The 20998-nt window shown below is 70.8% G+C and carries 16 protein-coding genes; 6 read left to right on the forward strand and 10 right to left on the reverse strand.

From position 1 onward, the window contains the following. Nucleotides 1-57 precede the first annotated feature (57 nt). Nucleotides 58-2193 carry a hypothetical protein gene (locus HEB94_RS09255; protein ID WP_192749510.1) on the forward strand — a complete coding sequence of 712 codons (2136 nt, stop codon included), beginning with the start codon at nucleotides 58-60 and terminating at the stop codon, nucleotides 2191-2193. Continuing rightward, on the forward strand, nucleotides 2190-3281 hold the full coding sequence (locus HEB94_RS09260) for a nuclease-related domain-containing protein (protein ID WP_192749511.1): 1092 nt from the start codon (nucleotides 2190-2192) through the stop codon (nucleotides 3279-3281). Before HEB94_RS09255 ends, HEB94_RS09260 begins: the two co-directional genes overlap by 4 nt. Here HEB94_RS09260 and HEB94_RS09265 read toward each other — a convergent pair. From HEB94_RS09265 to HEB94_RS09310, 10 genes are all read right to left on the reverse strand, one after another. Then, nucleotides 3276-4814 (reverse strand): Hsp70 family protein, encoded by a 1539-nt coding sequence (locus HEB94_RS09265; protein ID WP_192749512.1) that lies wholly within the window; start codon nucleotides 4812-4814, stop codon nucleotides 3276-3278. The two genes, HEB94_RS09260 and HEB94_RS09265, sit on opposite strands and share 6 nt — an antisense overlap. A 40-nt stretch (nucleotides 4815-4854) precedes the next feature. After that, nucleotides 4855-6525 (reverse strand): transposase, encoded by a 1671-nt coding sequence (locus tag HEB94_RS52365; RefSeq protein ID WP_192749513.1) that lies wholly within the window; start codon nucleotides 6523-6525, stop codon nucleotides 4855-4857. Continuing rightward, the gene (locus HEB94_RS09275; RefSeq protein ID WP_192756341.1) at nucleotides 6518-7096 is read right to left on the reverse strand and encodes an IS607 family transposase; all 579 of its coding nucleotides are present in this window, start codon (nucleotides 7094-7096) and stop codon (nucleotides 6518-6520) included. The genes HEB94_RS52365 and HEB94_RS09275 overlap by 8 nt, the downstream gene beginning before the upstream one ends. Nucleotides 7097-7219: 123 nt before the next feature. Beyond that, nucleotides 7220-9256, reverse strand: a complete 2037-nt coding sequence (locus tag HEB94_RS53430; protein ID WP_192749514.1) for a nucleotide-binding protein — start codon at nucleotides 9254-9256, stop codon at nucleotides 7220-7222. 28 nt (nucleotides 9257-9284) lie between these two features. Beyond that, nucleotides 9285-9875 carry a type 2 periplasmic-binding domain-containing protein gene (locus HEB94_RS09285; RefSeq protein WP_192749515.1) on the reverse strand — a complete coding sequence of 197 codons (591 nt, stop codon included), beginning with the start codon at nucleotides 9873-9875 and terminating at the stop codon, nucleotides 9285-9287. A gap of 104 nt (nucleotides 9876-9979) precedes the next feature. Next, nucleotides 9980-11611: a M23 family metallopeptidase gene (locus tag HEB94_RS09290; protein ID WP_192749516.1), complete on the reverse strand. Its 1632-nt coding sequence runs from the start codon at nucleotides 11609-11611 to the stop codon at nucleotides 9980-9982. Next, nucleotides 11611-12300 carry a hypothetical protein gene (locus HEB94_RS09295; RefSeq protein WP_192749517.1) on the reverse strand — a complete coding sequence of 230 codons (690 nt, stop codon included), beginning with the start codon at nucleotides 12298-12300 and terminating at the stop codon, nucleotides 11611-11613. Before HEB94_RS09295 ends, HEB94_RS09290 begins: the two co-directional genes overlap by 1 nt. Before the next feature lie 132 nt (nucleotides 12301-12432). Further along, a complete protein-coding gene (locus HEB94_RS09300) occupies nucleotides 12433-13536 on the reverse strand; it encodes an acyltransferase family protein (RefSeq protein ID WP_192749518.1) in 1104 nt (367 codons plus the stop codon). 85 nt (nucleotides 13537-13621) lie between these two features. Continuing rightward, complete coding sequence (locus HEB94_RS09305) at nucleotides 13622-14425, reverse strand: WecB/TagA/CpsF family glycosyltransferase (protein WP_202896240.1); 804 nt, start codon at nucleotides 14423-14425, stop codon at nucleotides 13622-13624. A 112-nt stretch (nucleotides 14426-14537) separates the two neighbouring features. Further along, nucleotides 14538-16022 (reverse strand): lipopolysaccharide biosynthesis protein, encoded by a 1485-nt coding sequence (locus HEB94_RS09310; protein WP_192749519.1) that lies wholly within the window; start codon nucleotides 16020-16022, stop codon nucleotides 14538-14540. Nucleotides 16023-16191: 169 nt separating this feature from the next. On the opposite strand from HEB94_RS09310, the gene HEB94_RS09315 reads away from it, so the two are divergent. The 4 genes from HEB94_RS09315 (at nucleotide 16192) to HEB94_RS09330 (ending at nucleotide 20865) form a co-directional block, all read left to right on the forward strand. Continuing rightward, nucleotides 16192-17265 (forward strand): glycosyltransferase, encoded by a 1074-nt coding sequence (locus HEB94_RS09315; RefSeq protein ID WP_192749520.1) that lies wholly within the window; start codon nucleotides 16192-16194, stop codon nucleotides 17263-17265. Further along, the gene (locus tag HEB94_RS09320; protein WP_192749521.1) at nucleotides 17265-18116 is read left to right on the forward strand and encodes a twin-arginine translocation signal domain-containing protein; all 852 of its coding nucleotides are present in this window, start codon (nucleotides 17265-17267) and stop codon (nucleotides 18114-18116) included. The genes HEB94_RS09315 and HEB94_RS09320 overlap by 1 nt, the downstream gene beginning before the upstream one ends. Beyond that, nucleotides 18113-19567 (forward strand): O-antigen ligase family protein, encoded by a 1455-nt coding sequence (locus HEB94_RS09325; RefSeq protein ID WP_192749522.1) that lies wholly within the window; start codon nucleotides 18113-18115, stop codon nucleotides 19565-19567. The genes HEB94_RS09320 and HEB94_RS09325 overlap by 4 nt, the downstream gene beginning before the upstream one ends. Before the next feature lie 188 nt (nucleotides 19568-19755). Continuing rightward, complete coding sequence (locus tag HEB94_RS09330; RefSeq protein WP_192749523.1) at nucleotides 19756-20865, forward strand: DUF1648 domain-containing protein; 1110 nt, start codon at nucleotides 19756-19758, stop codon at nucleotides 20863-20865. Nucleotides 20866-20998: the final 133 nt, after the last annotated feature.

Here is a 20998-nt window from a genome sequence, read left to right on the forward strand (position 1 = left end):
GCCGTCCCCGCGGCCGGACCCACGCCGGTGCGGAGGCGGCGTGTCTGGCGGAGCCGGATGATGGTCGCCGGTCGGGTCCTGGTCGCGTTCGGCGTCGTCGCGGTCACCCTGCTCGGCGCATCCCTCGCGATGCGCCCGGCGAGCGCCGCTCCCTGGGACTGCCCGTTCGGCAGCGGTGAGATCACCAACGCCGGACCCGAACACGGTGGGTCCGGCATGACGGCCTGGATCCCCGTCATCGCCAAGGAGGACGTCAACCCCGCGACCGACCCCGACGAGCAGAAGCGGGGCCGGCAGACCAATCCCTCCGACCACACCCTGCTCGAGGTCGCCGGTCCGCGCGGGCTGCTGTGGTCCTATACACCGAAGGCGATGAAGCCCGAGGTCAAGGATGACCCGAGCAGCTTCAACACCGACGAACCCGAGGAGAACTTCGAGTCGCAGTGCTCGGTGATGGACGCCTCCGCCACCGGCATCGCGCAGATGCTCTTCTCCTTCGGCGGGTTCTTCGGTGGTCTGACGATCGGCATGAAGCAGTTGTCGAGCAACGAGGCGCCGTTCGCCACGTTCTACGACGCGCAGCACAACCTGCTCAGCAACCTCAACGACAAGATCGGCGTACCCGCGATCGCGGTCGCCGTCGCGGTGACCGGCCTGTGGGTGCTGACCAGGTTCCATCGCCGGGCCGACGCGCGGGAGACCTACGCCGGGGTGATCAGTTCGGCGCTCATCGTGGTCGTCATCGCGGCGATCCTCACCGGTGACAACTACGTCAAACTCACCGCGGCCGTCGACAAGTACACCTCGGAGTTCAACTCCGCGGTGATGGACCTCGCGATCATCAACCGGAACCTCGACGGCTCCAGTCCCTGCTACCTGCCCATCGTCGCCACGACACCGGACTCCGCGGGGGTCGACTCCGCGGGCCTCGCGCCCGCCCCCGAGCCCCGCGATCCCCAGCTGACCTACAACCTCGGCAAGCGGATCTCCTCCTGCATGCTCTACGAAGTGCTCTTGTTCCAGCCGTGGGTCAACGGCCAGTTCGGAACCGAACGCCAACTGAAGGCCGCCGACCTGAAGGTCGGTGGCCAGGACTACTGTCCCGACCACCAGGCGCCGATCTACGAGAGACGGCCGCCGGAGGCCGAGAGCATCGAGTACCGGTGCAGCACGCGGGTCCCCGCGCCCGGGCAGGACAACGCGGAGATCAACCTCGCCGTCCAGCAGGTCGTCGCCCAGGCGCTGTCCAGAAACCAGACCCTCGACGAGGCGGACGGCAAGGACGTCGACACGGGGCAGAACTACTTCCTGTGGAAGGGCGTGCAGTACAAGGTCGCCCAGCAGTATCCGCAGAACTACGAGTTCTGGGAGGGCACCCAGCCGACCGGCCGGATGGCCACGGCGATCGCGGCGTTGTTCGTCAACCTCATCGCCTTCGTCTTCGTGGGGATCCTCGCCCTGCTGACCATCTTCTGGCACGCCGTCTTCCTGATGGCGTGGATCTTCATACCCCTGATCGGGGCGATCGCGGCGTTCCCGCCGGCCCGTCGGATCGTCCGGATGACGGCCGGGGTGATGGTGCAGGCCGTCTTCCTGCGCTGCGTCTTCGGTCTGGTTCTCGCCATGCTGCTCGCCGTCCTGAACATCCTCCAGGTCGCCGAGGGCGGGATGGTCATCAAGATCTTCCTCATGCTGGTGGCGACCGCGGCGATCTGGAAGATCCTCACCGCTCTGCGCACCGGCGCGATCGCCCCGCAGGTGGTCCAGGAAGCCACGCAGGTCGGCATCATGCCCTCCGACACCGCCGCGATGGCGCGCGGACGGCAGGCCGCGGGCAGCGCCTACCGGATGCAGCGCAACGTCCGCGCGGGTGCGCGGGCCGGCGCCGCCACCGGAGCCGAGTCGGCGGACCGTGTCGGCTACGAGCGTGGCTCCCGGGAGTGGCGGACCGAGGTACGCCGCGGCCGGATGCAGGGCGCGGTCACGGCGGCGAGATGGACGACGGACGCCGGGCGCGAGCGGGTCCAGGCGGTCGACCGGGCGCAGGCGGCGGCCGGCAACAACCCGCGGATCCGCAAGGTCGCGAGGACGAAGGAAGAGAAGGGCAAGCAGGCCAAGGCGGCGCAGGAGGCACGCCGGCACAACGAGGTTCTCGAGGAACTGCAGAAGCAGACCCCGCCCCGACCAGAATGAGAACACCCCGATCGGATCAGACCGCCCGTGCGCGGACCCGGCAGCTCCGCCTCGCCGGAGCAGCCGCTGCCCTTCTGGTCGTGTTCGTCTTCGCTCTGCAGGACGGGCTCACCGTCGTGCTCGCCGCGACGGGTCTGGTCGTGGCCGGCTTCGTCTGGTGGGTCCGGCGTAGTCGGACCGGCGCGCTCGCGGTGCTCTCCCTGTGCGTCGCGTGCGTCGTCACCTCCGAGGTGGCACGCGCGGCCGCGGAGAGCAGCAGGGGAGCATCACCACTCGGCCTGGGCGTCGTGTTCTGGCTGTTCCTCGCGGTCGTGACGGTCACTGCTTGGGCCGCCACCCGCGAACGGCCGCGGCGACGCCTGCTCACCGTCGTCGCCGGACAGGTGACACTCGTCCTGGCCAGTCTGCTGTCCTACCTCTCGGTGACCGTCATGCCGGTCGCGGGGCTGGTCGTGGCCATGGCCATCGTCGTCGTCGCGTCCCGGCTGCGCTACGCACCGCACCTCGTGACACCCGAGGACGCGGCCACCTCGCAGGGTCCCGCCATCCTCGCGCGCGGGACCGAGCGCACCAGGGCGGCGCTGACGACGGCGTTGGACGAGGAGTGGCTCGTGCGCAGCGGTGTCGACCTGCCAGGTGGAGCGACGGTCGAGCACCTCGTGGTCGGACCCGCCGGGGTCTTCGTGGTCGAGTCGCGGACCTGGCCGGGGCGAGTCGGACTGGTCTCGGTCGAGCGCGACGGAGAGACCGTCGAGGCGTACGGTCTGGACGGCGACGTACGTGAGTTGGCCGCCCGCCTGGAGCCGGTCCTGCGCACCGTGACCGCGGCGGCCGACCTGCCCTGGCTGGCCGAGGTGGACGTCTACGCCGTGGTGGCGCTGTGGGGGACGGCGGTTCCGGAGCAGCCCGTCGACCTTGAACTGCGGGACCCCCGCCGGCCCGGGCGCGGCGTCGCCGTACGCCTGGTCAGTGGGGAACAGGTGGGTGAGTCGATGCGCGCCCGGCCACGGACGCTCAACGACAGGGAACTCTCCCGCGTGCGCGGTCGGGTCGAGACGCAGGCTCCCGTTGGCCGCAGCGGTTCATAGCGGGCTGATCGCGCTGATCCGCATGGCCGAACGTGCGAGCTGGTCGCCGTCCAGGTTCTGTGCGTAGAGGATCTCGAACGTCCCGACGACGGAGTCGGCCGTCACGTCCTTCACCTTCACGAAGATGATCTGGTTCTCGTCGTAGGCGAGAGTGGTCTCGAAGGGTGCGCCCTTCGGGTAGGGAGGCACCTCGATGTCTTCCTGGCCGATGATTCTGACGTGCGCGGGGTCGGTGTCATCGCCTTCGGTGATGCTGGTCCTGATCGCGGGTTGATCGTCGAATCTCGTGTGGAAGACGCGGGACCACTCAGCAGGTACAGGTGAGTTCCGGGGGATGATCACGCGGTTCTCGGTGGATCTGGTGCCGCGCTTGTGGACCAGCTCGCCGAGGCCGTGGGAGGTGACGTCCCGGATGACGGGCCGCATGCCGCTGACGGTCGGCGCCGCGACCGTGGACATGCCCGACGCGGTCCCGTCCCCGTCGTCGGTGTCGGTCGCGAGGAGCTGCGCAAGAGTCGCGGCACCCAGGGCGACGATCTCGTCCGGGTTCGCCGAAGCGTCCGGGGTCAGACCCGACACCCGCTCCAGCATCCGGCGCACCATCGGCATCCGCGTCGCACCGCCGGCCAGCAGGATCCGGTCCACGCCGTGCCAGGTGAGCCCGGCCTCCTCGACCACCAACTCGGTGATGTCGCGGGTCCGGCTGAGCAGGGCCGAGGCGGTGTCCTCGAAGTCGGCCCGAGTGAGCGGCACGGTGTGGGTGAATCCGTGCGCGGCAAGGGCGACCCGCGTCCGCTCGACCGTCGTCAAGGTGTGCTTGGCAAGCTCCGCCTTCTCCCGCAGGACCGCTTCTGTGGTGTCGTCCGCGAGCAGGCTCGGCCCGCCCGCCGCGACGAAACGTTCGTCGAGCAGCCGCATCAGCAGATTGTCGAAGTCGAAGCCGCCCAGGTTGCGGTCGCCGTGGGTGGCGAGGACGCGGAAGTCGCCGTCCTCGATCCGCAGTGCCGTGACGTCGAAGGTCCCGCCGCCGAGGTCGTAGACCACGACGGTGCCCGACACCAATCCGTCCAGCCCGTAGGCGAGGGCCGCCGCCGTGGGTTCGTTGAGGATGCGCCGGACGCGCAGGCCCGCGATGGTGCCGGCGTCGATGGTGGCCCGGCGGGCCGCGTCGCCGAAGTACGCGGGGACGGTGACGACGGCGTCGGTGACCTTCGCGCCGAGTAGCCGTTCGGCATCCTCCTTGAGCCGCTTGAGGACCAGCGCCGAGATCTCCTCCGGCCGGTACGGCGTCCCCCTGGAGGTCTCGAAGCGCCAGGACGGATCGCCCATGGCCCGTTTGACGAACTGCGCCACGTCCAGCGGCGAGCTCACGATCGAGCGCTTCGCCATCGTGCCGACCAGCGGCTGCTCCCCGTCGAAGAACACCACCGACGCGGTGAGGGTCTCGCCGTCACGGTTGGGGAGGACGACGGGCTTACCGAACTCGTCGACCCGCGCCACGGCGGAGAACGTCGTACCGAGGTCGATGCCCACCCACAACCCCGGCCGTGCCGCCGGCTCGGGTCGCGGTCGGCTACGTCGGAACCGCATCAGTCCGCGACCGTTCCTGAACAGTGTCCAGGGGTGGTATCTGGTGCCACGTGCTGGAACTGCGCGCATCCCGAACGGTGTTGGATGCGCTGGTCTCCCGCGTTCGCTGAGTCTCCGGCCGGCGACGTGCATCGTGTGCACGCTCCGTGACGGGTGGGCGGGTTCCCTCACGTCCTCGTGCCTCTGGTCCGGCCTGGGCGGTCCGGTGCCCACGAGGATCGCTCTGGTCGTCGTGGGGCGGTGCCGTCCGTCGCCGGACCGGGTGCCCGAGGGCGCGTCGCCCGATCGCGATACCAGCGGCATCGTGTCGGGACATCTTTCGCTTGTTGCTGGTCAACGGCTTGCGCCAGTGCTCCTCGCCCCACATCGACGTGTACGCCGCATCGACGGCCACGATCGACAGATCCTGGGCAGCAGCCATGCTGATGAGCCGGGCCTTGAGCTTGCCGGTAGGGATCCCGGAAACGAGCTGCCGAAAACGTTTCTTGCGGCCGTGTTTCTCACGGGTCTTCTCGGCGGTGAAGTCCAGGTTCTCGATACCGATCGCAGCCACGCTGCAGCGTTTGGCCCAGTGCAGCAGGCGGCTGATGGCGTGCCGGATCTGGGCGTCACGGTGGTCGGCGGTTGCGGACAGGTCGTAGAAGAACCGCTTGGGTTCGCCGACGGGGTTGCCGTGGGGGTCGAGGTGGTAGGCGGCGAAGTGGTCGGCGTTGGTGTCCACCCCGAGGATCCCGGCGGCGCGGGCCGCCTGGAGCGGGATCGTCTTGACCACCGGCCGCCTCCACGCCGCGGTGAGGTACCAGCGCCCGCGCGCCACGTCCAGGTGGATGCGGTAGGCCACGGCCTGGTTCACCGAGATTCGGTCGCGCCACTCCACGCCCCGGTGGGTGAAGGCAACCACGGAGGCCAGCACGTAACGACCGTTGCGGGCGTTGGCCAAGTGGGCGAGCGGGGCGGGCAGCTTGATGTTGATCTCGCCGTCGGGGGTGACGCGGATCGTCTCGTTGCCGAAGCGCTTGCCGGACTCGCCGTCAGCGGCGAGGAACCAGCGCGCTGCCTCCCACCGCTGTCGCCAGGCGACTTCGCTGAGCTGGGCCTTATCCAGGTGGTGACGGGTGTTGATCAGGCGCCTGCCGCCACGCACGACGTGCACAGCCCCGGCCTCAGCCTCAGCGCGGGCAACATCGAGGCGGTGTTGCAGGGCCGCCAGGCGGCGGGACTTGTGGAACCACTCACCCGCGGAGCGGTACCCGCCCCCTGCCCGCTTGGTGCCCTTCTCCCCCAGAGGCTGAGACAGGCGGTGGCGCAGGATGCGCACACCGACCTCCAGGCCCTGGATGTGCGCAAGTTGGCAGCGGCGCGACAGCGCCCACTGATCGTGGGACGCCTTCGTGATCGACCCGGCCCAACGCGACGACGACTGCGCCGTCAGGCCCTGCTTACGGGCCGCCCACGCCTCCGCGCTGTGGTCCAACCCATCGGCGCACCGCGCCTTGAGATCCCCCGACGCCAGAGCGCCCAGATGCTCACCAACCAGCCGCAACACCTCCTCGTCCTCGGCCGTGAGGTGTTTGAGGCGGTCGCGTACCGCCACCCCGGACGGGCCCAGGGCCACGAACGCAGCTTCGATGGTGCGCAGCCGCTTCCTACCCATCGGCAGCCCCCGCCTCCAGAGCCCTGCGGGCGCGGTCCTTCGCCGAGCCCCGCCCGTACAGGCCGGCACACAACAACGTCAACACCTCCACGAAGTCGCGCACCAGATCCTCTTCGACCTCGCCGTCATCGAGGACGACCAGACGATGGCCCGTCGCGGACAGGGACGCCCCGATCAACTCCACGTTCATACAGCCGAGGCGGTCTTTGTGCTCGACCACAACCGTGGTCACCTTCGGATCAGCCAGCAGACGCTTCGCTCTCGGCCGGCAGCCGTCCACGCCCGAGCCGATCTCTGACTCGACCCGCACGACCTCATGCCCGGCCTTGCCAGCCCACACCGACAAACGCGCCGTCTGCCGATCCAGATCGGACCTCTGGCCATGGGAGCAGACGCGGGCATACAGACCTACACCACCGGACATCGAGGGTGAAGTGTTCGCGTCGATGTTCACCAGGATCATGCGCGGCCCCACTCGTTCCGCAGGGACCGGCAACGTGCCCTCAGGGAACCAGCGGTACGCGGTACGCGGCGCGATCCCCTGTGCGCGTGCCCAATCCGTGAGGTTCACACACAAGACCATACAAAACTCGTAACACCTAAACGACGCTGATGGACACTTATTCGAGAGCACTTAGTCGACCCGCACCGGATGCGGCGGCACGCGAGCCGGCCATGATCCATCAGAGGCGCCCTAGTCCACCAAGTCGTCGATCACGATGGCGGCGAGCCGGCGTACGGCGGCCCGGGTCTGTGGGCGCAACAGCTTGTTGACAGCGTTCGGGTCGCGGAAGGGGATCTTGCCGCCGCCGTCGAGGGAGGGATCGTAGGGAATGACGACGAGCTCCCGTACGTGGTCGGTGAAGGCGCGTTCGATCGCCCGCACCTTCACCGGGCTCGCGGTCTCCTTGGCGACGACGGCGAGCACGATGCGACGCCGCATGTCGGGGAATCCGTTGTCGGTCAGGAACTGCAGGGTCTTGCGGGCGAGGTTGGCGCCGTCCTTGGTGTTGTCGGTCACCAGCACCATGCCGTGCGCGACCCGGAGCGTGCCGAGCATCGCCTCGTGGGTGATGTGGGTGCCGTTGTCGAGGATGGCGAAGGAGAAGAACGGCGCGAAGAGCTCGGCGAGGAGTTCGACGTCGTTCATGCTCAGCTGGTTGCGGATCTTCCGGTCCGTGGAGGCCGCCAGCACCCGGACGTTCATCTCGGGCACCTTCTCCATGAAGTCGTGCACGTGATAGCGCCAGGGGATCTCGTCGACGTGCGCGAGCAGGTCGCGGATCGAGTGGTGGGGGCGGACGCCGAACCGGTCCGGGAGTGTGCCGAGGTCGGGGTTCAGGTCGGCGACCCCGACGGACTCTCGCCGGCCTTCGGCGAGTTCGGCGGCGAGGAGCGCCGCGAGCGTCGTCTTGCCGACGCCGCCCTTCTCCGACGCGATACCGACGTAGCCGCAGTAACCGCGGGTACGCCGCAGTTGGCGGTTGAGGCGCTCGCGGATGTCGATTTCCTGGCGGTCGCGCTTGCTCGGCCCGACGTTGATGCGGCTGATGCGGTAGACGACGCCCTGCCAGCCGTGCCGTGGGACCGGCCGGCGGCGCTGGGTCGCGAGGTCGCGGATGAACCCCTCGTCCTCCTCGTCGTAACCGGTGCCCGGCGCGGTCTCGATCCTGGCCGGCGCGCGGCGTTCCTGTCCCGGAGCGAGTCCTGGCCCGGCCGAGTTGGTCCGGCCGAACCTGCTGACCTCGCCCGTGGGCGCGGTCGAGTGGCTGAGGTGCGTCTGGCTCACGGTCTGGTCACCCGGCAGGCGGTGTGGCTGGTCGGGTTGGACCGGGTCGGGCGCCTGCTCCTGGCCCGGCTGGGCGGGTTGGCTCGAGCTGGGCTGGCTTGGGCTGGGCTGGCGGGGATAGGTCTGGCCAACGTAGGAGGGCGCGGAGGGCGCGGACTGCGGGGACTGCGCCGATCCGGAGGACCGCGGCGCGTCCGGCTCCTGACCACCGGCCCGTGGCGCGGCGAAGAAGGAGGCATCCTCACCGCCGGACTGGGTGGTGGGAGCAGCCGGTGGCGCGGTCGGCTCCGCCACAGGTTGGGCCGGCTGCTCGCTGGTGGGCCGCGGCGGAGACCAGTACGACGGCGCGTGGGGGGAGACCGCGCCGACACCGATACTGAAGCCGGAGGCCTCGCCCTCCCCGGGGTTGGACGGATCGTGGCTTCGCGAGCTCGCGGGCGAGGACTCGGCCGGCGCCGGTGCGGGTTCGGTGGACGTCGTGGTGGTCGTCGACTCCAGGCGAGGCTCCGCCTCGGTGGAAGGGCCAGCCTCGAACGTCGGCTCGTCGGACGCGGTCTGCCCGGCTGCCGGTGGCTCGGCGTCGCCTCCGGCCTCCGGCCGCCCCGGCCATCCGGTGGCCGAGCCACCCGACCAACCAGACGGCGCTGTCGACCAGCCGGTGCCGGAACTCGCGACCCAGCCGGTCGCGGGGTTCAGCGGCGACTGCGAGGAAGCCGGATCCGAAGACCTCGACGGCGCCGTACCGCGGCCGTCCTGGCCCGTTCCGCCGGCGTCGGGTCGGGTCGAGCGCTGGTAAGGACGTCCGACACCGATGTGCTCCTCCTGCGCGCTCTCGTCGTGCTCGGGTCCGGCGTGCGGCCCGGAGGACGACACCGGTCGGCCGCTGCCGTTCCGCGCGTCGGACGTCGACGTGTCGTCGTCGTGGGGCTGCTGGTCACTCACAACTTTCTCCCTGCGGTGGGGCTGCACGCTATCGAGTGAAGACGGAGGCGAGGAATCCGAGCAGGACGAAGAGCACGGCACCGCCGATGATGACCATCCTCCCCTTCAGGGAGGTGTTCCACAGGCGTGCGACCGAAGCGCTCCCGGTCGCGAACCTGGCCGCCTGCGTCATCTGCCGCAGTGCGCCTGGGCGTCGCTCCTCCGGTTCGGAAGGCTCATCTGGGCCCGGGATGTCGTCGGGGTCGACGCCGAGCGCGATCCGCTGAGCGTCGCGTACCTCGCTCAGTGCGGTGACGAGGTGGTCCAGGCTCTTCGGTGTCAACGGCAGAACCGTCACCGCATGCTCGTTCTCGACGCAGAGGACGGCATTCCAGGGATCGTCGGGATCATAACCCTCGATGCCGTACGCCGTCGCCGCCTCCAGTGGCAGGTCGTCGTCTTGTTCGGCCCTGGTCTCGAGCGCCTCGAACGCCGGCAGGGTGTCCGGCCCGAGCTGTTCGAGGCGGCCGTCGTCGGTCGCGGCGGCAGAACCCGGAGCCGGCTGGCCGCCGTCGGCTGCGGTGTGGGGGACGCCGCCCGGCCTGTCGAACGAAGGGCCGGGTCCGGAGTTCGTCGTCACGACATGTCCCCCCTTCTACGGCCGTGCATCCGGCACCATCATGATGTCCTCGGCGTACTCATGGCGAACAGTAGTTGGTCAGCGTGCTTGTGCAACTGAGCCGATCACGGGGGTACGCCGTGGTCGGAGAGCCACACCTCCGGGTCCACCGGCTCGCCGCGCCGTCGTACCTCGAAGTGCAGGTGCGGGCCTGTCGTGTTGCCGGTCTGGCCGACCTCACCGATCATCTGCCCGGGGATGACCGTGGCGTTCAGGACGTTGCGCGAGAAGCTGCGCAGGTGCGCGTAGTAGGTCACGATGCCGTTGCCGTGGTCGATCTTGACCAGGTTGCCGTAGCTTCCGCTGCGAGCGGCGAACACGACTCTTCCGGCCGCGGCCGCACGCGCCGGGGTGCCCTGGGGAGCGGCGAAGTCGAGGCCGGTGTGGCAGTTCTCCCAGCGTCCACCGCAGGAACCGAAGCGCGCGGTGAGGGTGTAGGTGCCGGGGCTGACGGGGAGCACCCAACTGCCGGTTTCGGGGAGCGTCGCCGCGTTGCCGAAGACCGAGACGTGGATGTGGTCGTAGTGCAGGCAGGTGTCGCTGGTGCAGCCGCCGTAGTGGGTGTAGTCGCGCCAGCCCTCCCCGTCGCGGTCGATGTTCCAGATCTTCTTGTCGAAGATGACGTAGTGCACGCCGAGTCGGGCGTGGTTGGCGCGGACCCAGTTGGCGACCTGCCAGCCGAACGCCTTCGCCGGCTGGGACCGGTAGTCGTCGAAGGGCAGCATCATGTCGACCGCGCGGCCGTTGGCGTGGTCGCCGTCGCCGCCGGCGGGACGGTCGCCAATGCCGTAGATGGTCGTGAACTGGGAGAACTGCTGGTAGGTGCAGCGCATCACCTTGACGGCGTCCGGGGTGAGCGGCTCCTCGGTCTGCGGCCAGGGCGTGGGCGGGCAGATCGTGCCGGGCGGGTAGCCGCAGGTGCCCCCGTCTACGCCGCCGTACAACGAGACGAGTTCGCGGGCGAGTGGTTCGTCGTCGGCGTAGGCGCTGGGGAACGCCGAGATCTGGACGGCCTGGGCGGCCTCGGTGACGCTCATGTTCTCCCAGCCCGGGATGTCGAGCAGGCCGTTCTGGCCGCCCCGTCCCCCGGTGTAGAACATCGTCGAGGAGATCTCGGGGTTCTGGCGTTCTTCCGCGGAGCCCCAGGGCTCACGCTGCTGGAACAGTCCGAGTGAGTCCCGGTCGCCGTAGTCGAGGTTGTGCAGGGTCGACTCCTGCATCGCGGTGGCGAGAGCGACCACCCAGCCGTACTCCGGCACCTGGGCCCGCTTGCCCATCATGATGATGGTCTTGGCGTTGTCGACCTGTTCCTCGTCCAACTCCTCCGCGGTGACGCCCGCGCGGGAGGGGGGCGCCTCGTCCGGAGCCGCCGCCGGTCCGTCGGCGGAGGCCGCGTTCGCGACCAGCCCGGACGGTCCGCACAGGACGGTGGCCTCCGCCTGGCCGTTGCCCGCCCCGAGCGGGGCGAAGAGCGCGACGCTGGCGGCGGCGACCAGGCCGACGAGCACCAGCGGGAACACCAACACGGCCAGCCCGAGCGCGACGTAGAGGTTGCGGCGGGTGGGTGTGCCGCCGACCCGCCCGCCGGTTCCTCGCCGGACCGCGCTGTCGGCGGCCCGGCGGCCCAGCCGTTTGGCGGCCGCCCTGGCGATTTTCTGGCCGGCCGCCTTCGCGGCAACGACGACAGGTGCGGCCATCAGGGCGCCCCGACCGCCGGCCGTCCGGTCGGGCTCGGGGTGTCGCCGGTGCCCGGGGCGTTCGGCGTGGCCGGCGGGGTCGTGAGCGGGTTCTGGCCGGAGGCGGCGTCAGTGGGGGTGGGTGTGGGCGAGGCGGTGGTGGGTTCGGGCAACACCTCCGAGACGCGCCATCCGGTGGTGTCGAGGACGAGGTTGCAGCGGATGCGCAGCCCGTCGTCGAAGGGTGTGGTCGTACTCGCGGCGTACGGCGTCGCACTGACGATGGCCGGTTGGCCGTCGACCGCGGCCGTGGGCAGCTCCGCGGGGTCGACCTTCGACAGCTGGGAGGACAGCCACTCGGTCGCGTAGGGCCGCAGCCGCGCGGCTCGTTGGGCCGGCGTACCGGGTCGCTTCCACTCCGCGATGAAGCGCACCGTCACGTCGACCAGCGCCGCCTTGGTCTTCGCGTCGGGTTCGTAGGGCGCCTCTTCGTGGTCGGAGCCCTCGTCGGGCGGCGACGGCGCTTCGCTGGTGGGTGTGATGGGTCCCGCGGGCGCGGGTGTTCCGTCGATCGGTGTGGATGTGGCTTCCGGCGGCGGCGCGTCGGCGGCGCCGGTGTTGCGGTAGGTGTTCACCATCAAGGCGACGACCGCGAGAACGGCGACGACCGCCGCTGCCACCGCGGCGATCCGGGCGTTGCGGTTGTCCACCGGTCGCTCCCGACGGGCCGGCCCGGGCACGTGGCCGCGGGGCTCTGCTCGACTCCTGGTTGTGTGACTCGACTACCGTACGCGAGCGGGCGGCTCCTCGGCAGATCCGACGGCCGCCCGACCGCGCCTGCTCTACACCAGTCGCCGGATCACCGGAATCCGGTGCGCCACGAAGGTGACCAGTCCGCAGCCGACGACGAGCGCGACGATGACGCCGACGTGAAAGGCGATGTCGACGTACGCCGAGGAGAACACCGGTTGGTCCCGCCGCACCAGGAGTTCCAACGGGATCGGGTGCAGCAGGAAGATGCCGAACGTCAGGTCGGCCAGTCCACGAACCCGCCGGGACCTGGCCGGTGTGGAGGCCCGGTCGCCGAACAACGCCCGCAGCAGGAACGCCATCGCGATGGTGGCCAGGACCACCGGCGGCGCGTAGTACTCGTACAGCACCCGGCCCTGCTGGGCACCGGTCTGGGCGAAGAGCCACCACGTGCCGAAGTGGGTGACCAGCACGGAGACGACGAGGGCCGCGAGTGACCAGCAGAGCACGGTACGACGGGGCCGGCGCGGTCGCGTGGTCGCCACGACGTAGCCGAGCAGGTAGTAGCCGAGGAAGGGCAGGAAGTAGGTGAAGGCGTTGAAGCCGCCACCACCGCCCATCGCGACGTGCTGCATCTTGTCGGCACTGGCGAGGCCGAGGGTCACGGCCGCCGCGGCGACGAGCAGACGGCGGTCGGCGCCCACGATGAACGCGCGCAGGAACGGCGTCACGAGGTAGAGGCCGGCGACGACGTACAGGAAGTACAGGTGGTAGTAGGGCCGGCCCCACAGGAAGCCCTGCACGAAGGTGTACGCCGTGACCTCGCGGCCGTGGCTCCAGGCGTCCAGGACAAGGAAGAAACAGGTCCAGACCACCAGCGGGATCGCGATCCGGCTGGCCCGACGAAGGTAGAAGTCGCGCCGTCGTTCGCTCGGGCGTGGGACCAGCAGTACCGCACCGGACACCATGACGAACAACGGCACGCTGAATCTCGCCGCCGACTCCGCGAGGTTGCCGAAGTGCCACTGCTTGGCGCTCGTCGTTCCCCACTCCAGGACGAGGTGGGAGCACACGTGGATGGTGACCACGGCGACGATCGCGACGATCCGGGCCCAGGACAGCCAGTGCACCTGGCCTCGCGGCTGGTCGGGGGTCTGGTCGGCCGTCTGGTCGGGCGCCCCGACGCGTGTCTCCACGGGTGCCTGACCAGCGCGCTCGGTCCCTGGCGTTTCCTGGACGCCGGCCGGTCGGGGCCCCTCCGCGGTTACCGACATGGTGAGGTCAGGACGGCCGGCGGGCGTGGGTGACCGCGTCCTGGGCAACCATCAGCATGAACTGCAGGTTGCTCACGAAGTAGCGGCGGACCAGCCGTCGCGGCTCCTGCCGCATCCGGTGCACCCACTCCAGGCCGGACCTCTGCATCCACGCCGGTGCTCGGCTCACCTCGCCGGCGATGACGTCGAAGGATCCACCGACGCCGACCGCGAGCGGGGTGCGCAGGCCCTTGAGGTGGCGGTGGAGGAACTCTTCCTTGCGGGGTGTCGGAATGCCGACGAAGAGCAGGTCGGCCCGGCTGCGGGCCACGTCGGCGACGATGTCGGCCTCCTCCTCCGGCGTCCAGTAACCGCTGCGCGCACCGACGATCCGCACGCCACGGGAGCGCGCGACGTCGGCCACCTTCAGGACGGTCGCGGGCTTGGAGCCGAGCAGGTACACGCCGTATCCGTGGTCGGCCGCGAGCTCCCACAGGCCGAGCATGAAGTCGATGCCCGCGACGCGTTCGGGCAGCCGCGATCCGAGCAGCCTGCTTGCCCACACGATGGACTGGCCGTCGGCGTTGGCGAGTGCGCAGGACTCGATGATGTCGCGCAGTTCCGGGTCGTGCCGGGCGGCGACGACCTTCGCGGCGTTGATCGCGACGTGCTGGTGGGGCTTTCCGGTCTCGATGAGTTCCCGAGCCGCCTCGAGCGACTCCTCCATCGTCAGGACGTCGACCGGGATGCCGCAGATCCGGGTCCGTCGCGACTCGACCAGGTCGGTGGCGACATGCTGACCCTCGGCGTGGGCGTGCCGCGGTGTCGTCACACATTCCCTCCCATGCCGGGCCCCCCTGAGAGTGCCGGACCAGCATGCCAGTCGTTGTTTCGGCCGAAGCGGCGGGTCACCCAGTGATCCGCGGTGGGCCACGGCGGTGCGTTCAGCGGTGGGCCGCGGCGGTCCGCAGCTCGCGAACGAGTCGTACCGTACCGGCAATCTCGCGCGCGTGAAGGAGCGCGAACACCAGGACAAAGCCGCCGACGCAGACCGCCAGCATGCCGGGACTCCCGGTGACCAGGGCCAGTGTCGACAGCGCTATCCCCGCGCAGGTACTCGCGGCGTAGCGCAGCAGCCGAGTGCCCCATCGGATGCCGAGTCGACGGAACGCGACGGCGACCGGTACCCCCGCCTGCACCACCATCCCGGCGAGGTATCCGACGGCGACGCCGCCCGCGCCCCATCGGCCGCCAACCGTGAGCCAGACCGCCACTCCGACCACCACGCCGACCGTGGAGGCGAGCGGGGGGATCCGCGCGAGGGCGAGGTCGTGGGCGGAGAGCACGTTCACCGAGGGCACCGCGACCACGTAGAAGAACACCGCCAGGACGAGGATCGCGAAGACCGTGCCACCGTCGCCGTACCCCGATCCGAACACCAGCCGCAACACCGGCCCGCCCACCATCGCCGCCACCGCGAACGCCGGCAGTGCCGCCAGCAGCAGAAGGCGTGTCACCGCGTCGGTGTGCCGGGCGAGCGCCGCCGTGTCACCGCGTCCGACCGCCTCGGCCGCCGCCGGGAAGAACGCCATCGCCATCGCCCGCGGCAGGAAGAACGCCGGACCGATCAGGCTCATCGCCGCGGCGTAGGCCCCTGCCTCGGGTGCGCTCGTCGCGTGCCGGGCCACGAGCATGGAGACCTGGAAGAAACCCTGACCGGCGGCGATCCCAAGCGCTGTGTAGGCGACGAAACCGCCGAGTTCGCCACCCATCGACGGCATTGCGCCGGGGCGCGTGCGGGGCGTCGACACGGTGGCACCGATCGCGAACAGCGCGTAGCCCACGACGAGCGGGGCCAGGAGCATGCCCGGAAGCCACAGGACGGCGGCGATCGTGAGGACCAGGATCACCACGTCCGCGCCCAACTCCAGCACGGCGTAGCGGCTCGGCAGATGGAACCCGTACAGCACCGACTTCGTGTAGGAGCACGCGCCGTAGGCGGCGATGAGGGCGCACACCCAGACCACGTCGGAGAACGCCGAACCCGGCAGGAGTTCGGGGGCGAGCAGGCCGAGCCCGACGATGACGACGCCCGAGGCCGCCACGGTCCACCAGGTGAGCTTCCGGCGTACGGCGGCCGCGGCGGCGGGTCCGGACCGCGCGGCCGTGAGCGGGAGGAACTTCTGGGCGCCCGCACCGGTCGCCGCGGCCGTCGCGAACGTCGCGAGGAACGCCAGGGAGACCTGGGAGTTGACCTCGGCGAGCCGGGCCGGATCGCCGGTTCGGCCGATCAACGCGGTGTAGACCAGCCGGGTGATTCCGAGCGCCGCGATGCCCAGCATCGACCACAGCGTCCCCCGCACCAGCCGGCCTGTGAGCCGGCGGCGTGCGGACTCTGCGTCGGAGTCGGGCAGGGTATCGTTCGGCACCGTCGTGTCCTAGAGCCTGGGATCGGGGCGGCGTAGTCGCCGTGTCGCATCATGCCTGAGCGGTCGGGTTCACTCCGAACAGGTACCAGCCAGCGAGGAGCCCCTGCTGCGCGTCGTCGTCGTCACCAACCTGTGGCCGAGTCCACGCAGGCCGGCCTGGGGCTCGTTCGTGGCCAACCGTGTCGACGCACTGATCCGACTCGGTCACGACGTGCGAGTGGTGCCCGTTCACGACCACCGCATGGCACCGCTCCGCTACGCGAGCCTCCTCTCCGGCGTCGTGCGCGCCGGGCTCACCGGCCCTCCCTCGCCCGCGAAGAGCGGCACCGACACCGTCGTCGAAGCGCACATCGCCCATCCCACCGGCGCCTTCGCCTGGCCGCTCGCCGTACGCCTGCGTGCCCCGCTGGTCCTGTTCGCCCACGGGTCCGACGTACTCCGGCTCCCCGAGCGCTCCCGCATCGACCGTGAGCTCTGTCAGGCGGTCTTCGCCCGGTCCGGCCTGGTGATCGCCAACAGCCGCTACCTCGCCGGTGAGGTGGAGCGGCGCTTCGGCCTTCCCGGCGAGCGGATCGCGATCGTCTCGCCCGGCATCAGGTACGCCGAGTTCGCGGCGGCGCGCGACCGGTCGGCCCGGCGTACCCAGGAGCTGTTGTTCGTCGCCAACCTCATTCCCCGCAAGGGCCTCGACGTCCTGATCGCCGCGCTCGCCCAGCTCGCCCGGGACGGTGCGCACGTTCCCGCGCTGCGGGTGGTCGGCGACGGCCCGGAACGCTGGCCGCTGCACCGCCAGGCCGCCGCGGCGGGGGTACGCGTCGACTTCGCCGGCGCGTTGCCGCAGGAGGCGGTCGCCGAGGAGATGGCGCGGGCCGAGGTGCTCGTCGTTCCCTCCCGGGAGGAGGCGCTCGGTCTCGCTCCGCTGGAGGGGATGGCGGCCGGTTGCGTCCCGGTCGTCTCCGACCTCGGCGGGCTCGCCGAGTCCGTCGAGGACGGCGTGACCGGGTTCGCCTGCCAGCCGGAGGATCCGGGTTCGCTGGCGTCCGCCCTGGTCCGCGCACTCGCGGCGGTTCGTGATCCGCAACGCCGCCGTGCCCTGGTCGCCGCCGGCGACCGGACCGCGCGCGGCCATGACGTCGACGCCGCGGCCGCCGCGACGATCGACCGGTACACGGAGCTGTTGGCCGCCCGGTCGGGCCGGTCGAGCCGCGCCGATCGTCTCGGTGGGACCGAGGTGTCGACGTGATGACCAGGCGGAGGGTCCTGACTCTCGTCGGCGCCGCGGTCGGCGTCCTCGGGGTGAGCCTGCTCGCCGACGCGCTGGTGCCGCCGGCGAGTGCGACTCTGCCGCTCACGCTGTACGTCGACCCTCGGATCGGTAATGACGACTACGCCGGTCGGCTGCCCGACCAACCGCTCGCCACGATCGAGGAGGCCGCCCGCCGCGCCAGGCCGGGCACCGACATCCTGCTGACCGGGTACGGCGAGCGCCTGTCCTACCCCGGGACCGGCACGAAGTGCCTCACCGTGGTGGGCTCGGCCGGGCGGCCGGTGGTGATCCGGCGCAACATCTACACCAACACCCTGCGGCCGACGGTGCTCACGACCGTCACACCCGTCCGCGGCCCCTGGACGCTGCGGGAGGAGACGGCGACCCACCGCACGTGGAGTACGCCGTGGCCGGACCCGATCAAGCTCATCGGTGACCCCGACTACGGCTTCATCAAGATCGGCGGGATCGCCCTGACGGGATACGCCCGACCGCCTGGCGCGACGGTGGACGAAGCCGGCTGGTGGGCCGACGGCCAGCTGTATCTGCGCAGCGGGCAGGCCGACCCGCACCGTTACCCCGTCGCGGTGAAGGACGGCGACGGCATCTGCCTGTCCTCGAAGTCCCGGCACGTCCGGATCAAGGACCTCATGATCATCGGCGCGGTGCACGCCGTACGGGCCGAGCCGGGCGCGGTCGACATCCAGGTCGAGCACGTCGTCCGTGGCAACGTGCTCGACGGAGACCGGCTCCCCGGCGAGGATCCCGAAGCCGGCGAACCCGGTGCGGCGGCCGGCGGCCCGGACGGCGCCGGAGGCACCCGGTGACGGCGTTCGCGTTCGGCGCGGCCGCCCTGCTCGTGGCGGTCGGGGTGTGGTGGTTCGTACCCGCCCTGCGCGCCTGGCCGCCGTCGCTCGGCCTGTTGGTTGCGGTGTTCACGGTCATCCCCCCGCACGAGACGGTCGCCCTGGGCCTCGGGGCGGACGACGTTCTCTTCCTCATCGGTCTGGTCCTGCTGCTGCCGCACGCGCTGCGCCGTGGCGCGCTGGACCGCGTGCCCTACGGCCGGTTGCTCGCCGTCGGCGTCGGCCTGCTCGCGGCCGGGGCGACGGTCTCGGCGTCCGTCAACGCGGAGACGCTGCCCGAGACGATGGGCCTGCTCTTCCGTGGGCCGGGCCGGGTGCTGCTGTACGCCGCGATGGTCCTCGTGGTGATCGGCCAGGCGCCCCCCGACCGCACCCGGTGGGTCGTGGCCCGGGGGCTTGCCGGCGTCGGCACGTTCGAGTCGGTGTTCAGCCTGGTCGCGTACCTCGTCGGGTTCCCGGGCGGGTTCGGACTGCAGGCAGCGCAGGGCAACACCAGCCTGGTCGGGGAGATCCCCGGCCGGGTCACGGGCACGCTGGACCTCTCGCCCAACTTCCTCGGCGCCCTGCTCGTCCTGTCCATCCCGGTCTCCCTGGGCATCGCGCTGGACGCGACGAGTCGCGCGCAGCGGCTGGGCTGGTCGGTCTGCGTCGTCGCGCAGGTGGTGACGCTCGTCCTCACCTACACCCGGAGCTCGCTCGCGGTGACGTTGCTCGCGTGCGCCGTCCTCATCGCCCTGCGTGGCCGGCTGCGGTGGTTGGTCGCCGGGGCGGCGGTGGTGGTGGGCGTCCTGGTGCTGGTGCCTCCGGCGTTCGAACGCATCGCGAGCGACCGCACCGACCGAATGGCGCTCTACACCTCCGCGCTCCGGGTGTTCCTCCGCCACCCCCTCGCCGGCGTCGGTCCGGGCGAGCAGGCCGCCTTCACGGCCGCGGACCCGGAGGGCTACCGGACCACCTCCTTCGGGGTGGCGGGCAACAACGCCCACAACACCGTGCTGCTCGCCGCGGCGGAGAACGGCGTGCTCGGCCTGCTCGGTGCCTTCCTCCTCAACGTCGCCCTCGCCCTGGTGGCGATCGCGGTCATCCGGCGGGCGCGCGCGATCGCGGCGGCTGCCGGCCTGCCCGGCGCAGGCGACCTGGCACCGAGCGTGAGCGGTCCGGCGAGCCGGCCCCGGTGGTGGCCGCTCGGCCGGCGCGGAGCGGCCGCACCACCCGGGGAACCCCTCGGCATCGGTGTCGCGGTGCTGGCGTTCCTCGTCCAGGGCATGGCCAACAACCTGTTCACGGTCACGCTGACCGCGAGCGCGCTCGTGATGCTCATCGGTGGGTGCGCGTTGCCCTGGCTGCTGGGCCGCCCGGGCGAGGGGAGGCGACCCCTGGATCAGCGGCTGCCAGCCTCTCAGAAGGTCTAGGGGAATCTAGTCCGTACGCTAGACGGCGCCAGATTCCTCGATCGACTGACGTCAAGGATGCGTATGACCTGCCGTTTCCCGCGTGGCGCCGGCCGGCGGAAGCGGGAGAGTGGCCTCCTGACCGTCCGTGACGCGCGGGCCCGGGTTCCGGGGTGTGTCGGGGCGGCTTGGTTCCCTGGAGCGTCGTGATGTCGGTCGGGGTGGCGCTGGCGTGGGCCGCTGGTTCCGCGGTCGTCCTGCTGCTCGCCTGGTCGTTGCCGGCCCTGATCCGGCCGACCCTGCAGTTCGGCGTCCGGATCCCGCCCGGCCACGTGCACGACCCGGTGATCGTCGAGCAGCGCCGTACCTACCGGCGTTGGGTTCTGCTGGTCGGCGGCGGCTTGCTCGTGGCGAGTGTCGTCGTGTCCGCTGTCGTCGCGTCGCCGGTGGTCGGGGTGGCCCCGATGCTCGTCGCGGTGTTGGCTCCACTGCCTGCCTACGTACGGGCACATCGCGCGATCCGGGCGGCCAAGGACCGCGAGAACTGGTACGCCGGGCTGCGCCAGCGGGTGGCCGCCGACACGTCGCTTCGCACCTCGCCGCCGCGGTTCCCGTGGTTGTGGGGACTGCCGGCCGTGCTGGTGATCGTCGTGACTCTCGTGGCCGGCATCGTCCGCTACCCGCACCTGCCGTCGACCCTGATCACCCACTTCGCCGTCGACGGTACGCCGGACCAACAGGTGCGGACCTCGGTCGGCAGCGCCCTCGCCTTCGTCATCGTCCAGGTGGCACTCACCCTCCTGGTGGCGGGCCTCATGGTGCTGTCCTTCCGGGCGAGACCAGACATCGATGCCGCCGCGCCGGTGACCACGGCCCGGCAGCATCGCGGTTACGTCGTACGGACGACGAAGGGCCTGCTGCTTCTCGTCGCCTGCGTCGACGGGTCGATCCTGGCGGGAGCCTGGCAGATCTGGGACGGGTCGAGGCGCCTGTCCGTCCTCTCGGTGATCCTTCCGATCGTGCTGGGGGTCGTGATCCTGCTCGCCTTCACCATCCGAAGCGGGCAGGCTGGCAGCCGACTGGTGGTCGACGGCGCCCCGGAGCAGGACACCGGCGTGGTGCAGCGCGATGACGACGGCCTCTGGCGTCTGGGTGCCGTCTACGTCAACCGCGAGGACTCGGCGGTGTTCGTGCCCAAGCGGTTCGGTATCGGCTGGACGCTCAACCTCGGCAACCCGTGGAGCCTGGTCGTCCTGCTCGGCATCGTGGCGGTGCCCGTTCTGGTCACCGTCCTCTCGGCGACGCTGGCCACCCGCTGACCAGGACCGCTCGCAGGGTCCGGACTCTCGTCAGGGGCCGGACCCGACTTCCGGCTAGCTGGTTCTACCGCTGTCTAGCGATCACGCTAGACAGCGGTATACGAGGCGATCGGTTCCGATCGAACGCCGCGCT

It is taken from the genome of Actinopolymorpha pittospori, assembly GCF_014873875.1.
Classification (GTDB): Bacteria; Actinomycetota; Actinomycetes; order Propionibacteriales; family Actinopolymorphaceae; genus Actinopolymorpha; species Actinopolymorpha pittospori.